This is a genomic window from Anaplasma phagocytophilum str. Webster (genome assembly GCF_000964685.1).
GTDB classification, from domain to species: domain Bacteria; phylum Pseudomonadota; class Alphaproteobacteria; order Rickettsiales; family Anaplasmataceae; genus Anaplasma; species Anaplasma phagocytophilum.
In genome coordinates this window covers 1019966-1038407 of record NZ_LANS01000001.1, presented here as the reverse complement: position 1 = coordinate 1038407, position 18442 = coordinate 1019966, and the positions used below count along the sequence as shown (strand labels likewise).

Annotated in this window: 7 protein-coding genes and 3 pseudogenes; 5 read left to right on the top strand and 5 right to left on the bottom strand. The window is 41.1% G+C overall.

The features are described from left to right. Nucleotides 1–2458: 2458 nt before the first annotated feature. Nucleotides 2459–2647: pseudogene (locus APHWEB_RS07165) on the top strand (hypothetical protein); the annotation flags it as partial. A gap of 2418 nt (nucleotides 2648–5065) precedes the next feature. Here the strand turns inward: APHWEB_RS07165 and htpG are convergent. Then, entirely contained in the window at nucleotides 5066–6979 is a 1914-nt protein-coding gene (gene htpG, locus APHWEB_RS04320) for a molecular chaperone HtpG (protein ID WP_011450982.1), read from the bottom strand. Nucleotides 6980–7065: 86 nt separating this feature from the next. After that, nucleotides 7066–7674 (bottom strand): hypothetical protein, encoded by a 609-nt coding sequence (locus tag APHWEB_RS04315; protein WP_011450983.1) that lies wholly within the window; start codon nucleotides 7672–7674, stop codon nucleotides 7066–7068. A 310-nt stretch (nucleotides 7675–7984) separates the two neighbouring features. Here APHWEB_RS04315 and APHWEB_RS04310 point away from each other — a divergent pair, with 310 nt between their 5' ends. Next, entirely contained in the window at nucleotides 7985–8425 is a 441-nt protein-coding gene (locus APHWEB_RS04310) for an MFS transporter (protein WP_020849614.1), read from the top strand. Nucleotides 8426–8970: 545 nt separating this feature from the next. On the opposite strand, the gene APHWEB_RS07020 is transcribed toward APHWEB_RS04310, so the two are convergent. From APHWEB_RS07020 to gyrA, 3 genes are all read right to left on the bottom strand, one after another. Next, entirely contained in the window at nucleotides 8971–9105 is a 135-nt protein-coding gene (locus APHWEB_RS07020) for a hypothetical protein (RefSeq protein ID WP_268915749.1), read from the bottom strand. A gap of 108 nt (nucleotides 9106–9213) precedes the next feature. Next, nucleotides 9214–9843, bottom strand: coding sequence for an endonuclease III (gene nth, locus APHWEB_RS04300; RefSeq protein ID WP_011450986.1), 630 nt, complete (start codon nucleotides 9841–9843; stop codon nucleotides 9214–9216). Between the two features lie 882 nt (nucleotides 9844–10725). Continuing rightward, the gene (gene gyrA, locus APHWEB_RS04295) at nucleotides 10726–13446 is read right to left on the bottom strand and encodes a DNA gyrase subunit A (RefSeq protein ID WP_011450988.1); all 2721 of its coding nucleotides are present in this window, start codon (nucleotides 13444–13446) and stop codon (nucleotides 10726–10728) included. A gap of 368 nt (nucleotides 13447–13814) precedes the next feature. On the opposite strand from gyrA, the pseudogene APHWEB_RS04290 reads away from it, so the two are divergent. The 3 genes and pseudogenes from APHWEB_RS04290 to APHWEB_RS04280 form a co-directional block, all read left to right on the top strand. Continuing rightward, nucleotides 13815–14633, top strand: a pseudogene (locus APHWEB_RS04290) (hypothetical protein); the annotation flags it as partial. Nucleotides 14634–14967: 334 nt separating this feature from the next. After that, nucleotides 14968–15483 (top strand): annotated as a pseudogene (locus APHWEB_RS04285) (P44/Msp2 family outer membrane protein); the annotation flags it as partial. Nucleotides 15484–15718: 235 nt separating this feature from the next. After that, nucleotides 15719–17698, top strand: a complete 1980-nt coding sequence (locus APHWEB_RS04280) for an ATP-dependent helicase (protein ID WP_011450990.1) — start codon at nucleotides 15719–15721, stop codon at nucleotides 17696–17698. Nucleotides 17699–18442: the final 744 nt, after the last annotated feature.

The following is an 18442-nucleotide window of genomic DNA, read 5'->3' as shown; positions in this document are numbered from 1 at the left end:
CAAAATCTCCTTAGCCATAGAAAGTTAACACCTCCACCGCGATATCGGTTACATACTCTTTGGAAGATGTTTTCACGCACAGAATATATGTTAGTTTTCTAAATGTCTTATAGCTGAAAAAGCGCATAAATGATCTTGCAAAAACCCTCTTACATTCCAAAGATATGCGTAAATTAGCTAACGGAAGTAGATTTCTACCCAGCTCTTGTACATAGACTTTTGCAAAGAATGCCCTTATGTCGAAACAGAAGCCCAGCTGAAAGCCATAGCAGCTAATGACCATGCAAGTGGTGGCAAAGTCATAGACGGCTAATATGCGGTGATGCTGGATTTGGTAAAACAGGAATTGCACTATGTGCTGCTTTTCTTATAGTCAATGAAGGTATTATATGACAAGTGGCTGTGCTTATACCGATCACTTTACTATTTAGAAGCAATATAAAATTATTTAAGAAAAAGTAGCCAGCATACCTAATAAAAAACACTTCTACGGCCCTCGCTCATGTACAATGCCTAAAGCGCCTAGATTTGCTTCTTGCGCATGTAGAAACTATTCGTATGTCGTACGAATCTTTAAAAAAGTACCAACTTGCTGATTATTCAATGCTTTTAACGCACCTGTATCATGCGCGTCATACCGCGCACAATATTATTAGGCTGATCCGTCTTAAGGTGTTGCACCTGGAATAGGAACAACACCCAATGGAGTAGAGGTACATTTTTGCGGGGAAGTTCTACCACCCAAGCGGGTAGAACTGCATCAATTTTTAGCCGGCACAGTAACCGGTTTTTACCGCACAGAAGTTATATCACCTCCCTATCATTTAAGGAGGTGAGTGGACAAAGCTGCCAGTACTATAATGAGAAAATATCAACGTGCTCACTGCTTTTACGCTATAGAAGTTGCGGATTCTCATAAAATCCCCCTTTGAATGGTATCTCTATAAGTCCTGAATACTTAAATGACTACGCAAAATAAGCCAATACTCACAATCCATTTCTAGCAGTTAATTTTAACTACAGTATCGCAAATGCCTTAAAAACCTCTCGGGGTAAAAACTTCAAATGTTGTAACTTACTGAAATAAAAGCCATAAGATGTTAGATGCCTAAGCATAGAAGTTTATTAATTAAATTCTTATTAATGCACCACATTATATCTGCCACAAGTCAGCAGAGTAGTGACTAATGAGACATGGCATCTAGAAAATTAAAGACATCACACATAGGTGCGATATACTTAAAAAGTAAGATATTTTGAGATTGCATAATTAAAAAATTATAATATAGTAAAAATTTTTTGGTAAACTTATTTAATAAATATAACATTAGATATGCAAATGTTTTGTATAGCGCAAAACTGTATGAACATAGTACAACACAACTAGAGTAACCAGGCTTTTGGCACAAAATGCGCTACCATAGGCAATAATAGCCACATTGCGGCATACAGTAGCGCAAATAGATACTTATCTATGTATATGATGTATTTGGCATCAAAGAAGAAATACATCCTCATGGAAATGGAAAAATTTAATATCCCTATTGACTAGGAAACTCACTGCAGCTACAATGCGGTGTGGCTTGATTAAGAAATTAATTAAGCCGCTAGGCCCCGCTCTGCGGTCAATGCATAACCATTAGGTAACACACACACTTTATCTTAAGTAGAGCGGGGCTACCTGAATTCACTCCCCGGTAGAATTAATTGTATGTTTTTTAACCTATCAGGCAAGTGTTTTTTGAGCTATAAGTGCCTAAACGGCAACTATCTGCGTTATCAGTGTTGCAGAAATAATAAACTGGAAGCACTCCATTTATCTTAAATAACGCGTCCTATGTTGAGATCGTTATATAAAGATCATTCGTGAAATATTGCTTGGTCGTATGCTTTTGCACCACTACATATTACAGCATCTGCAAACACACTAGCAAATTGATTACAACAAACGAAACCTCCTGAACGCATTGCTTAACCGTAACGTCAAAGCAGGTAAATTGTATTGAGTAATAATGGAGTTGCTAACCAGGTGTACGTTAGCCTTTAAAGAGTTAACATCCAGAGTGAAAGTTTACTTCTTGTGCAACAGCCGCTAATTTTGTGTACTTTACAGTTTCTCAAGGAGATTGAAACCTTAATGTTACAATGTATTTTCCAAAGCTTTTGCGACAGATGCTTTCATCTCAATCTTCCATTCCTTGCAGCATCCCAATTCACCATTTCATATGATTGTTCATTGTAGCATATGGCATATACGCGTGAGTGTTTATTGCATCTGCAAAGGATCCTTTACTCATGTACTTATTGTGCATAAAAATGCGGAAGTGCCGTAAGTATCTTAATAGCCCAATCCCTGCTCTAATTTCTATGATATGATGCAGACGTAAAAGCCAAGTTTGTCTTCTTCTGCGACGAGAAAGCGCAAGATTGTTAAGGGAATCCCATCTCTGTCTTGCTGTATCCAGAGCATTGGAAGAGCACTACTCTTGTTACGAAGGATGGTTGGTTACTTAAGGTAGTTAAGCTTTCAGGCTACGCTTTCGAGACAGCAGATGATTGATATCTTTCTATACAGTACTCGATCCAGAATCAGACTCTGCAAAGCATGTCGTCTGCAGCGTTTTGTTTGTACATTATAAGGCGCAAAAGTACACCTAGTTAGCAACTTCATTATTACTCAATACAATTTACCTGCTTTGATGTAATAGTTAAGTAATTCAGAAGGGTTGACTGACAACACAGTACCATTGGTGGTACAGTTTTATCTATACGGCAGCACTAAAACAGGGTACACGCGGCAGTATCCTTACCTTTGTATATCTCATTCCGTTACCCGAAGAGAAGAATTGCACTTACCAGATATCTGGATGCTCCGTAGCGACTTCTTAACAAAAAATTCTAGCCCCTTGAAAATACAATAATCTAGATTTCTCAATGGTTTTCCTATCTATTGCGGGATCACTAGACTAACAGTATACCTGCACTATAGGAAATATAGAGGGTTACATCGTTACGTAGGCTAGTAAAAAATACATATAGTTGCAGATACATTCTAAAAACTTGAACAGGTGAAGCTTGACGGTAAAGTTTGTAGGGCTATGTGGGTGTAGACAAGGATGTGTTATAAAGAGAAAACGCAGCGCATAAAAACTGTTTAATCTTGACTAAGGTATGTAATACAGCTTTTACCTAGAGGTTTGCACTATTGCCTCTGGAGCTTTTTCTGAAGTTCGATGTTGGGTTTCATGCTATGTTAGGAATCAAATTGAAATGGAGCGTATAACTCTCCACTGTATTCTCTTTTGCTTCGGTACAATGCAATTTAGCTCTTAGTTAACCTAGTTTTTTCAGAGGCACTATCAGGAATTAAGAATTCTTAATAAATTTTAGCATGTCTTAGCTAAGGCACAAATAAGTGCGTATAAAAAGAAAATCGTGTTAAAAAACTATTAGAAACAGAAGGCTAAAAATCGCTGAGCAATACTCTCACCTTAAGCGATTCAACAGCGAGCTATGGGAGAAAAAAGGAATACTGCTACAATAAGCGACCTCTTCAAATCACTCACAATAAATCTAGTATCTTTTGTTTGGACAGCACTAGTTGCCGCGCCTTTATAATACCACTTTCGGTAGTTTTCTCAGTGACAGTGCCAATATGCCTATTATGTATGATGGGACCTAATATCTATATGGGGAATTATGAAGATCGCAGCACCAGCAATACTTTTACATATGAAATGAGAGATCTTACTATGGCATGTAGCTCAGAGGATCCCGTTAGTATAACCTCTAGGCATGAACCACCACGTTACTCTACAGCCACTTCTATAAAATGATGGAAATACAGATGTTGCTTCACAGCATCTTTCATCTGCTATAACCAATGATGAAGACCCTCGTCCCTGAGAGCGATCTTGAAGAGGTGGTATACGGCAATAATCCTGCGCAGACGCATACAAAGGCGCATCTCTTAAAACATGCTCGCATTCACGGAGTTATTATGTATGCTAGCAGCGCCTCTCAAGCACTACCCTAACTGCAGCACAGTATGCATGATGAAGTACAAAACAAGCCGTGCTCCTGAGTTTTTTGAGTAGTTACTGTTCACGTGTATTCCAGACAACATCCCGATGTATGGCCTACAATGACTGGACTATCCTTAGATCATGGCTCAGTATAATAGTATGACACTAACCGCATAACACATATCTCCAGCAGAAGTAGTAAATCTTCATCAGCTTCTACAGGGCTATTACGTAGCGTCATAATAGATCCACGCAAAAGCGCGTTCTATCTGACCAATAGCAGCATCAACGGCCCGCTGCTTATCAGAGAAAGAGTCCTGCATTCGTAACTCATTGCTGAGGCAGCTCGTGACATAATGTGGAGAAACATACACCTCTTTACCATTAGAAGAGTGCTGTATCCCCACCGAGAATATGCTGAAATTATTATTCCTGGTGCGCTAGTAGCATAGCTAGTAGTATTTTTTTCTAGTAGTATTTTTTTGCAGCAAAAACTAATTTAAGGACCTTACTAGCAACGAGTTAAAATATGTGCTACATCAAATCCCCAAGCACTTATTAATTGTACTTTGCTTCAGGGTACCTAACAACAACCTTTCAAGTTCTTAAAACAATATACGGTAACCTTACAGATATTATAGCGGAGATGCTTTTTATATCCTTTGTATAGCTAGCATATAGGAAAAATTTTCCTGATTTTTATTAGTCATATCTCCCTATTTACAAGCAGTGTTACTACAGATCACATACCGTAATATGTGAAAATCTATGACCACTACATTCTTTTTGAACAATGGCTGTAACAAAACTGGATAAAGAAGAAAAGTGTCAGATTATTAGATCACCCCTCTCTGGATTTTAACTTCTAAGACCACTGCACAGGTACCCTTATGCTTTAAACTTTACTGATACCCACAGCCAGGAAACTTAGGTCCCCATTCAGAACTCAGATTGGAGAATAGAACACGGAGTTCATTAATGCACTTCCGTAAGGGAAAAGAGCTCGCACATAGTAGCCCTTCTCCCCCAGAAACAAATGCCTACTTGCTAGAAAATATTTTAGCAAGCACCCCATTTATACGACTCGCAAAATCAACGGTACTTCTTATCTCCTCACCCTCAATTATACACGCTTCGTCATATAACAAATGCACTATTCCATTCAGAAGCTCACTTTCGCCACGCGCTTCATGTTCTTTCAGGAGACTCTTAGCTATAGGATGATCAATATTAATCTCCAAAATCCTGTTACCCTTGTAATTCAGCTGCTTCTGCTCCCTTAAGAACCTCTCCATTCGAATGTCCATTGAATTATCAGGCACTGCGAGACAAACCAAACTTGTAGTAAGCTTCTTAGAAACGCGTACATCACTCACTACCCCATCGAGCACCTTCTTCAAATACTCGATAAAAGAACCTATACTCTCCTTATCTGACGCAGATTCACCACTATCTTCACTAGTTTTATCACCACTGTCGTCACTAGCACCTATGCACTTCTCAAGATCCTTCTCACCAACACGCATAACAGACTTGAACGGCACCCCCTTATATTCGGAGACAACACTAGTCCAAAAATCATCTACAGGATCAACAAGCAGGATAACCTCTATTCCGCTACTCACGAGCTTTTCAATCTGAGGGCTCCTTTTAGTAGATTCTAAGTCATCACCTGAAAGATAGAAAATACTCTCCTGCCCTGGCTTCATTCTGGAAATATAGTCAGCCAAACTTACAAGCTCCCCCGCAGCACAAGCACTAGTATGGAACTTACAGACCGAAAGCACACCTTCGCGTGATTCCGTGTCCATAGCTTCACACAAACCCTCCTTGAGAACAGGACCGAAATTCTCCCAGAATTTGCTATAGCTCTCATGATCACTTTCCGCCTTTTCTTTCAAAGCAGACAAGACTTTCTTAGTAACGGAAGTCTTAATTTTCTCTACTATGCGATTATTTTGTAAAGTTTCCCTGCTGATATTCAAAGGCAAATCAGAAGAATCTATCACACCCCTTATAAACCTCAGATATTGAGGTATGATTTGCACGTTGTCCTCAGTAATGAATACTCTATTCACATATAACTTCACAGAGCATCTTCTATCGGGGTGAAAAAGATCAAAGGGCTTGACCGACGGAATATACAGCAAGTTAGTATATTCAATAGCACCCTCATTTTTATTGTGAATCACCATCCATGGTTCGCTGCCTATATGGGCAACAGAGCGGAAAAACTCCAAATGCTCAGCAGCAGTAACTTCAGCCTTAGGCTTAGTCCAAATAGCAATACCACTATTCAGCTTCTCCTCTTCACCCTTCTCATCCAGAAAATATACCGGATAACCCAAATGATCAGAATATGTAGTAACTACATGCTCTATTCTGAACTTATCCAAAAATCCTGACTCGTCTTCCTTAAGAGTCAAAGTTATCTTTGTGCCTCTGGGAACATCTTCACCCAGCTTCTCTATAGTAAATCCCCCATCACCAGAAGATCTCCACCTATAACCAACGCTTTCCCCTGCCCTGCAAGTATCAACCACTACCTCGCTAGCAACCATAAAGACGGAATAAAAACCCACACCGAACTTCCCGATGAGATCATACCCCTTGGCCTTATCACCACCCAGAGCTTCCAAAAACCGCTGCGTACCTGAACTTGCAATAGTACCCAGATTTGCTATGAGCTCATCACGATTCATACCTATTCCATTGTCACAAATGGAAAGCTGCTTACTATCCTTGTCTACGCTAATCACCACCTTTAGCTCTTCACCTTCCTCCATAAGGTCGTGATTAGACAAAAACTCATGCCGTAACTTATCACAGGCGTCTGAAGCATTAGAGAGCAACTCCCTTAGAAATATATCTTTATTTGTGTACAGAGAATGTACAACAAGACTCAATACCTTCCCTACTTCCGCATCAAATTTTAACTCTTCAATATCCGCCACAACAAACTCCACGACACTACAAACCGAATCTTACCTCTAACTAATCATTCAATACCCTTGTTTCAAGGATTAGAGGCATGAAAACTTTACTTATGGCCATATACTCTCAATAGACCCTCAACGTTTCTCCTTATCTCCATATTTAAAGCGGGATCACCCAGAACTTCTTTCATGACCAATACCGCAGCATCTACGTCATTCTTCCTAAGCTCGGAAACAATAAGCGCTTCTTTCGCAGACGACCGGTATATGGAATCCTTCCCCGAAGCAAGCCGCACAAGCCTCTCTTCTAATGCCTCATCTATATCTTCTCCATCCAGTGAAAGCACAATTGCAAAATACTCAGCTAGCTCCCGTAACTCCCGCGTTAACCCTGTATCCGCAGCAAGATCGTAGTACAACTCCTTAGCAGATACCACACTACCGCTTCTCACATGTCCTGCCGCAAGCTTAAACTTCGCCAAACGCGCAACTATACCCTTAGACGTATTAGAAACCTCGGCTAGCCTCTGCTCTACAGACCCATCATTTCGACGCAAAACATCATAAATGGCATCTCCATCTTTGATGCGTTGCTTCTCGCTTCTGCTATCAAGGAAGAACGCAATACCTGAGGCACATAATGCCAACAGTACCACACCCATTATTGCCCCTTTGAAACGAACAAAAAATTGACCAATCTCCTCTCTGGACATATTCGCCCCCCGCAAATTAGCCCATAATGTAAGGGTATGAGTACACACAGTCAATAACTTTAGACTCGAAATCCATCCAATCTTTTAGCTTATAATAGCGCGTAAACAGGCTAACAAAATCCCTTACGAGAAAAATCTTCCACCGGTATAGCAGTCAACAAAAAGATATACTTTCGCACTACATAGAAACGCAGAAAAATACTGAACAAAAACTCTCTAACCAAGCATATGCACATAGCTTTCTCATTTTATCTCTCTATCATCTGCAGTAAATCCGCAAATTGGCGAATTTATAGAAATAGTAAACGTGATGATCAGTGGGGTGATGACTGTAGGGTTCGGTGCATTATCTGACGTGATTGGTCGAAAGAAGGTGATGGGTGGCGCATCTATTGCGCTCTTCTTCCTTGCTATACCTGTGTTCTGGCTATTGAGTCAGGAAAGTTTCTGGTATGTAGGGTTGGGTTACTTTCTGTTTGCGATTCCGTTTGCCGCTACACTTGGTCCATCCAGTGCTGCGATGTCTGAGCTATTCCCCACAAAAGTGCGTTATACTGGCTTTGGAATAGCCCGTAACATATCTTCAGCTCTTGGTGAAGGTATGGCTCCTGTGCTTTGTACATGGCTTATGCAAATTACAGGTTGGAAGGTTGCACCTGGTTTTTGTGTGATGTTCTGGGCGTTGATTGCATGTATTGCATTGAGTAGGATTACCCCAAAGGACATTCATAGAGACTGGGTCAAACAGTAGTACTCTACTGCTGGGGTTTCTTACTAAAGTCTAGCAGCCATTGTTAATGGCTGCTTGTTAGTTTCCTTTAGCTAGCTTTTGCCACAAAAACACATAGCATCTACATTGTGTTACGCTAACACAATGACTTACCATCAGTCTTTTACAATAGACTCCATTACGCTTAATCAGGATGAATAGGCAAATATAGTCTTAGCATCTACCTTCGATGAGAATAGTGCTGGTAGAGTTAGGGTCTCTGTTCTAGCTACGGATCAAGTAATAGATAGTACTCATACTTCAAATCCCAAAAGCCCGATCTTATAAACGAAAATTCCGGAATTACCTTAAAGCCCCACTTCACACATAGCATAAGTTATAAAACATACTACAAATTTGGAAGTTTTAGAGACACTTCAGGAGAAGACAGCGTTGCTTTTTTATCAATCACTGCAAAGCTTTTTAGTAAAAAACCACTCACAGCGTCAATATGCTGCAAGTTACGGATTAATGACCTCCGTAATCAAAATTTACGAAAAGAAAGCCCTTTAATTTCAGCAGGTAAATCAATTACATCCGCAATAAAGATAACCAATCTTGCAATACCCAATACAAGACATGTCCAAATGCATGTGCTCCAATCTATGTAGCCAATTCTCAACGCCCATAGGATGTTGCCACCATAGCATCTGAAACCCCATATGCCGGCCCCTATGTGCATATTACAGAGCACCATAGACATGTAATAGTCAATACTCCACGTATTCACGCTCCCCACTTCTCACACTACTAGGAGCAGATTTCACACTCTATCGCAACAACACACTCTTGCTAGCACACAAATCACTAACTATGCACTTGCCACATAAAGGAGTACGCGCTTTACACACATACCGTCCATGTAGAACTAACCAGTGATGCGCATATAACTTCCACTTCTCCGGCACAACTTTTTCAAGCGATTTCTCAACACCCAAAACACTGCTCTCTTGTACCAATCCTATCCTATTGCTCACCCTGAATACATGAGTATCAACCGCAATAGTAGGTACGCCCAAACATGAATTTAAAAACACATTTGCACTCTTCCGCCCTACACCTGGAAGAGCCGTCAATGCATCAAAATCTCTAGGGATCGTACCACCATAGGTATTCTCAATTATCTCACTTAACTGAATTATATTCTTAGCCTTAGAGTTATATAAACCTATACTGTTTATATAGCGCTTTAGCCCACTTTCCCCCAGAGCAAGCATTTTCTTCGCAGAATTAGCAACATCAAATAACTTGGCCGTGATCTTATTTACGCTAACATCCGTAGTACGCGCAGATAACACGATCGCAACCAACAACGTAAACTCATTACGATATTGCAACTCTATACGCGGATGAGGATTATCGCTGAAGAAACGACTGAAAATTATATCAGCTTTCTGCATATACTTTTAGCAGGAAACAAATTTGATTATCACCCAATATAAACCATTTGACCAGCTATAATACACATAAGGCCTGTGTAGAGACCACGCTGACACACCATGCAAGTGAACGCTAGTATAGGGTATTACTGATGGGCACTACATATTTCCTGAAAGCTTAAAGTTAGCGGAACGAGTTCCATATCGATTATGGCGCTCTTATATATATGTAGATAGGTAACTTCCGGGGAACTTACCTGCATACGGCAGCTGAGTCCAATCCTACATGATATAGAGCATGTACCTGAAGAGGGAAAAAGTTCTATCTACATGGGTTTTTGTTTAAATATATTGTTATTTCCAAGCTCTCTGTAAGTGTCATCATACCCAGAACACCTATATCTTCCGAAACCGAAACTACACTCGATTCACCTGGATCTTAGGACTTATGCTTGTCGAAATACTTCGCTCCCACAGAGCACCAATTAAAACTCAGTATATGTAAAAACACTCTAATTTGCCCGTACTTGTCGACGCCGTCAGAACTCACTTCAACCATTACCCTATCATGCATAATAAAATAATACGCATCCTGCGTATACGGTCAAAAGCGTGCACCTCACAACCCTCTCTGGCATAGTAACCTAGCTACTACACATGTGTATAACCATTGCGATACACGGCACCATCAGTATCACCCAAGATAAACGCTCAAGAAGGTTAAAGAGATATATAAGACCCCTATTCTCGCAGAATATACAAGCCACCTTACATCAAAGATTCCGAAGAAATACCTCTGACCTTAGAAGCACCCCATAAACAACTGCAAACAATTGATCACAGCGCAAGGGATAGGTCTCAGATACCTCACAGAAGTTAGAGTATACCGGCACTAAAGAAGATTTAGGCTGAAACCTCTCCTCCGATGCCCTCATCATCGTCACAGTTATCACCACTATCAATCACCAGAGCCACGGAAACTACCTTTTCCCCCTTTTCTGTCTTGAACAACGTGACACCCTGTGTACTCCTGCCGATTATCCTTATATCCGACACAGAAATACGGATTAGCTTACCCTTATCTGTAATCAACATTACCTGATCAGTATGCGCAACAGAAAAACTAGCCACGACCTTACCATTCCGCGCTGTAGTAAGTATATTCAATACTCCCACACCCCCTCTAGCCGTCGTACGATACTCATAAGCAGAAGTACGCTTTCCAAACCCGTTTTCAGTAACAGTTAGTATAAACTGCTCCTTCTTCACCATATCCACAAAGGTTTCTTCCGATAACTGAAGACCTTCCAGCATACCAGAAACTCTTTTGCCGATTGACTCACCATCAGATTCAGCCGCCTTTATTCTAGAATCTACAGGAATCTTCAGATACGCCTCCCTGACCTCAGAACTAGCCTCAGAGCCATGTAACACAGACATAGAGATGACCTGATCACCCTCAGCAAGCTTAATAGCTCTTACACCATCTGACATCCTACCCTTAAATTGACGAACGTTACCTACGGAAAACCGAATACTCTTACCCATCCTACTAGATAGTAAAACATGATCCGTACTAACACATACATTCGCCGATATGAGCTGATCACCAGGGGTCAACACCATCGCAATTTTTCCGTTAGAAGGCACATATTGGAAATCAGCAAGCGCATTACGCCTGATATTCCCCGAAGAAGTGGCAAACACCACATCCATACTCTCAACACCACCATCCACTCCAACATCAGGAAGCGGCATGACACTAGTAATGGTCTCACCCTCAGCAAGCGGAAAAATATTCACCAGCGACCTTCCACGAGATGCAGGTTCTCCCAAAGGCAACTTATAAACTTTTAACTTGTAAACCTTTCCTACATTAGAGAAGAAAAGCACACTGGTATGAGTGTCTACTACAAAGAGCTTAGTAGTAACGTCTTCTTCCTTGATTCCCTGCGCAACACGACCCTTTCCACCACGTTTCTGCGCCCTATAATTAGACAACTTCACCCGCTTCACAAAGCCGTTCATAGTGACAGTAACAACCATCTCCTCTCTAGGAATAAGGCTCTCTGCATCAATATCTCCCTTCGACTCCTCTATCGTGGTTCTTCTAGGCGTAGCCACCCTCCTCTTTACATCAAGAAGACCTTCTCGCACCATACACATTAGCAAAGAATCGGTGCTCAGAATCTTGGTATATTCCGTGATTAGCGCCACCATAGACTGCAATTCTACTTCTAACTTACCCTTCTCTAAACCCGTAAGCCTTTGTAAGCGCATTTCTAGAATTGCTTTAATCTGCGGCGCAGTTAACCTATATCTACCACCCTCTATAACCCCGGTACTATCAGATACCAACTCGATCATTCCCCTCACTTCCTCTGAAGGACTCCATGTACGCTCCCTAAGCGCAGCAGCAGCTTCAGCCGCATCTTTAGATGCTCTAATGATCGCTACAATCTCATCTATGTTTAAAACTGCAATGTACATTCCTATAAATAGGTGCGCCCGCTCCCTCACCTTCTTCAGGCGATACCTTGTTCTACGCACCAAAACTTCTTTTCGGAAAGCAACAAACGTCTCGATAATCTCTATCAACGACATCACACGCGGCCTACTGTTATCCAGAACCAACGTGTTTATACTAAAGCTTGTCCTAAGCGGCGTCAGACCAAGCAACTGATTCAACACCACCTGAGAATTTATTTGCTTCTTTAACTCTATCGCTACCCTGATACCAGACTTATTTGACTCATCTCGTAAATCTGAAACACCCTCAATTTTCTTTTCTTTTACGAGCTCATGTATACGCTCTACTAACTTCGCCTTATTAGTCTGATAAGGTATCTCATCGATGATTATTGCCTGCCTACCTGATGGCAACTCCTCTATATGAGTCTTACCCTGGATTATTATCGTTCCTCTACCCGTAGCAAAAGCGGACTTTATACCCGCATCGCCCATTATCACGCCACCAGTAGGAAAGTCTGGCCCCGGAATAACCGTCATCAACTCTTCAAGGGTTACTTCAGGGTTGTCTATATACATTACGGATGCATCTATAATCTCTCCTAGATTATGAGACGGGATATTTGTAGACATCCCAACCGCAACACCCCCCGCTCCATTGACCAAAACATTAGGGAACTCAGCTGGAAGAACAACTGGCTCTTGCTCGTTTTCATCATAATTCGGACGAAAATCTACTGTATCTTCATCAATGTCATTCAACAAAAAGTGTGCAGCTTGCGCCAACCTTGCCTCAGTATACCTCATAGATGCCGGAGGATCCCCATCTACGGAACCGAAGTTTCCCTGACTATCTATGAGCGGCACAAGCAGAGAAAAGTCCTGAGCCATCCTCACTAAAGCATCATAAATAGCAGTATCAGCATGCGGGTGATATCTACCCATTACATCACCAACTACACGGGCCGCCTTCTTGTACGGCTTATCGTGGTCGTACCCAGACTTGTACATGGAGTACAGAATACGCCGATGCACAGGCTTTAGCCCGTCACGAACATCAGGAATCGCCCGACTGACTATTACACTCATGGCATAAGATAGATAAGAGTCTTCTAACTCCTTCTCTATGGAAACTGGTAAGACACCATCGCTCATCTTAATCTTGAGAAAACCACACCTGTAGAACCACTGATCTTAGTTCCCCAAACAGCGCAGGTCAAGGCAATTATTTGCCGTATTTCGTATAATACATAGGATCGTCCAGATCTAGAAGCTATACAACAACTAGTACTTTCAACTAACACTTTTTAGAGCCCCATGCACTGCAATTAAGCTGAGTTCTCAATATAGTGCCTCTATCCTTACTTCCAGCATTACTCCCAGAAACAACACTAAGTACTCACCTGAACTTTATTTACTACGCTGCATATCTTCTATTTCCCGAGACGTTGGCGAGTATGCCAGTGACCTGTGGATCGCTGGGTATACCAAGAGCCTCTGCAATCACTCTTATTATGCAAAACAAGACCAAGGGTATTAGAGATAGTGGTAGTAAGGAAGATGAAGCTGATACAGTATATCTACTAGCTAAGGAGTTAGCTTATGATGTTGTTACTGGACAGACTGATAAGCTTACCGCTGCTCTTGCCAAAACCTCTGGTAAAGATATCGTTCAGTTTGCTAAGGCGGTGGAGATTTCTGCCCCTAATATTGATAAGAAGGTTTGTGTGACGAAGAGGCAAGACAATGCGAGTAGTGGGAGCACTTTCGCAAAGTATGGTACTACAACACAGGGGAGTACCACTAGTCACACAGTATCGGTATGTGGTGGAGAAGGCGTGGCAAGCACAGGGCATAGTAGTTCGCAAGAGTTGAGAGATTTTATTAGAGAAACTCTAAAAGAAGATGGTAATGGGAATTGGCCTACTTCTAAAGGGACTGAAAGTGTTAAACCTGCTTCTAAACCTAACGACAACGCGCAAGCGGTAGCCAAAGACCTAGTAGCTCTTAATAGTGACGAAAAAACCATAGTAGCAGGGTTACTAGCTAAAACTATTGAAGGCGGTGAGGTTGTTGAGATTAGGGCAGTTTCTTCTACCTTCAGAGAGAGCCTTACCATTCAGAGTTCGGAAGTTACTTTCGAATACTCTGTAAAGTATCAGTATGTGCATTACATATAGATCTCTAAGTATACCGGAAGCCTCAGAAGTCATTATTATTAGAACGAGACTAAGAAATTAGGAAAAAGTCTAGGTGTTGTTCCTTATGCTTGCGTTGGTTTAGGGGGTAACTTCGTGGGGGTTGTTGATGGCGCGGCGTTACACAATCCGTCCTTGACCTGAATACCCTAGTTAAGCACTAGGCGAAATTAGTGCTTTATCACTCACGAAACAAACTATGATCAGCAATTCTCCATACTTAGCAGGTCCGTACAGTGGTTTTATACTCCTACCTAGCATGAAATTCCTTGTTATCTAGGAATCTCTGAAGAAACTTTACAAATGTTAAATCTGCTTCTAGAAGAAGCTAATCTGTGTCTGATGCGGATGCTGTTGAACGCATAACAAACTCAAGCTGTCTTTTAGTTCCCTGAGACAACACTGGTAAGTGTACCCATTATCTGTGAATTGCTAGGTATAAATAAGCGTATGCACAGTAACTCTTATTATGCAAAACAAGACCAAGGGTATTAGAGATAGTGGTAGTAAGGAAGATGAAGCTGATACAGTATATCTACTAGCTAAGGAGTTAGCTTATGATGTTGTTACTGGACAGACTGATAAGCTTACTGCTGCTCTTGCCAAAACCTCCGGTAAAGACATCGTTCAGTTTGCTAAGGCCGTGGAGATTTCTAATTCCGATATTGGGAAGAAGGTTTGTAAATTGCCCAGCAGTGCTAAATATGGAGAAGCGGGACATTCAGGGGTTAATACCTGTGGTGTAGGGAACGCTAGTGGCGCTAAGAGTGAGTCGCTGAATGGGGCTTTGAAAGAGTTTCGTCAGTATGTGTTGGAAGTTGATAATTATAAGCATTGGCCTATTACACAGGGTGCGACGGATAAAGGTGAGAGTAACGCGGCTAAAGTAGCGGGAGACCTAACTAAGAACCTCACCCATGACGAAAAAACCATAGTAGCCGGGTTACTAGCTAGAACTATTGAAGGGGGTGAGGTTATAGAAATAAGGGGGCTGTTTCTTCTACTCATGCCATTCTGAGTTTGAGGTTATGGAGGTTGTTCAAGATAAAGAGTGCGTTCTAGAGTGTCATAATTAGTGAATGGTCCAGGACTTTATTGTTCAATACTTAGAGTTCTCTTGGAAAATGAACTATTTTAATCCTTGTTTTTGTTGATTGTATGCTCCTTTAAGTTACTATAAACAGACACCGCGTCTGTACGGCAATCTACATCTCTAGGAGCGTTAAGTTATGGAATATCGCGATTTTCCGCAAGCAAACTGCACATCTCAGCAGGTCGAAGAACATTACCCTGAAGACTTCATGCTCAACCTAAATGCCGAACAAAAAGAAGCAGTGCTGCAAGTAGCAGGCCCAGTCTTGATCTTGGCAGGCGCAGGTACTGGGAAAACTCGCACAATAACCGCTAGAATGGGGCATATAATAAAAGAGGGATATGCACAACCTCACGAAATTCTCGCAGTTACATTCACAAATAAGGCTGCAAAAGAAATGCTCTCTCGAGTTAATAATATTGTTACTGCTTCTGGCATATGGCTCGGAACATTTCACGCAATAGCTGCGCGTATTTTGCGTAGCCACGCAGAATTGGTAGGATTAAGCAGCAATTTCACGATAATAAGCCCTGATGATCAGCTACAGATCACAAAGACAATAGCGGCGGATATGCAACAAGGTTATCCAGCCACAGAATGCAAAGGCATTCTCCATACTATACAGAGGTGGAAAGAGAAAGGACTATTGCCTCATGATATTACTGAAACAGAATTACAAAGATCTTCTAACAGTTTTGCTCTTAGAGTATACGAAGAATACCAAGAACGCCTTAAAGCCCTAAATTGTGCCGATTTTGGTGATTTATTACTCCACAACGTTACTATACTTAGTGCAAATCCTGATGTCCTTGCGCATTATCAAGAACACCTTAGATATGTTATGGTTGATGAGTATCAAGACATCAACACAATACAATATCTGTGGCTTCGCTTACTAGTGCGTCGACATAAAAACCTATGCTGCGTAGGAGATGATGATCAATCCATATATAACTGGAGAGGAGCAGAAGTCGGCAACATACTCAGATTTTCAGATGATTTCCCAGACGCTAAAGTAATAAGGCTGGAATGTAATTATAGGTCAACGTCTAACATATTAGCCTCAGCATCAGCGATAATTGATAATAATAAATCCCGCCTTAAAAAAACATTATGGACGCACAATCAGGCAGGACAAAAAGTTGGTTTAATGAAGTTCTTCGATGGACGGCTCGAAGCTCAATACATTAGTGAGCATATTAAGAGCTCTTACGATTATAAATTTAGTGAAACTGCTGTTCTAGTAAGAGCCAGCTTTCAGACTAGAGTCTTCGAGGAGTTCTTCGTAAGATATGGTATACCTTACAAAATTATCGGCGGAACCAAGTTCTATGATAGGGTAGAAATCCGCGATCTTGTTGCATATCTCAAAGTAGTAGTCAACCCCAATAACGACATAGCGTTTGAGAAAATTATAAATAAGCCCAAACGCAAGCTCGGAACTTCTACTGTCAATAAGCTTCGTGCATATGGGAGAAAGCACAGTATTTCCCTAACTGAAGCCGGACACTCAATGATAAAAGATGGATTACTATCTGATAATACATCCAACATTCTGCAAGATCTTCTCAAGCAGTTTGATGATTGGAGAGAAATGTTAAGTAGAGATTCATCCGTCAATGTACTAAAAGCTATTGCTCATGACTCTGGATATATAGAATCTCTAAAAAAAGACGGGGAATCAGGTCTATCAAGAATAGAGAACATAAAGGAACTCTTCTCAGCCGTATCAGGATTCGATGATGTGTCGAAGTTTTTAGAACACATTAGCTTAGTGGCAGAAAATGATTCTTTAGAAGAAGACAATAACTACGTACACGTTATGACATTACATGCCGCAAAGGGGTTGGAGTTCCCGTTGGTTTTCCTCCCCGGATGGGAGGAAGGAGTCTTCCCACACGAAAAATCCATGAATGACATAACTGGAAACGCTCTGGAAGAAGAGAGGCGCTTAGCCTATGTTGGCATAACAAGAGCTAGAGAGCAGCTATACATATCATGTGCTGCAATGAGAGAAATCAATAACTGGAGCCAATCCATGAAAATGTCTCGTTTCATAAAGGAACTCCCCAGAGAACATGTACAGGTGCTGCATAATATGACTGGTTACGCGTAGTATATCTGTGAGTCTGGTATATAATTAGCTAATGTTAAGAAAAATCCAGGCAATGTGGAGCTGTTGCGTGCAAGGCAACGCTTAAGTACCCCACATATGTGGCTTGACGCTAAGACATGTCTTCGCATACAGAGAAAATAGTATGGTTGCGAATTTCTGAACATAAAAGCGATCTTACCCCATCTATAGCGTTGCTAAAACACGTATTCCGATAGAAAACTACTCACAAATTTCATGAAATTCACTATTAAGTTGTTATAAGCGTCTTTTGCACAACATATTCTACATATTATTTAATAATTTCATGATATGCTAACGACACTTACAGTAGTGTTGCACAGTGAAGTATAGCAATGCCCTTGGATCCGGTAATCCATTCATGGAGCAAAAACAAAAAGTGCGGTGTATATCAAATATGTGAGGAATTTCTCAATTGCCGCAAAGAAAGTGGTCGTCATGATTCAGAGACCTTGAATAGGAACAATTACTGGTTTACCAGAAATGCTGTACTAATATCTTGTTTTTTCAAAAATGCGCTACACGATGTAAAGCATGAAATAGTAAAAGCCTGAAATGTGGGAAATGCATTTCAGAAGGAGGAAGTAAAGTATTGCAGCAATTTTGCATGTTCATTGTTGGAACAACTACACTACAGCGCGCGTCGTTACTACTGATCAAACGCAGATTAGCGCATCCACATGAGAAAGGAAAATAGCAAAGCTGCATATTGTGTAACATGGAGGT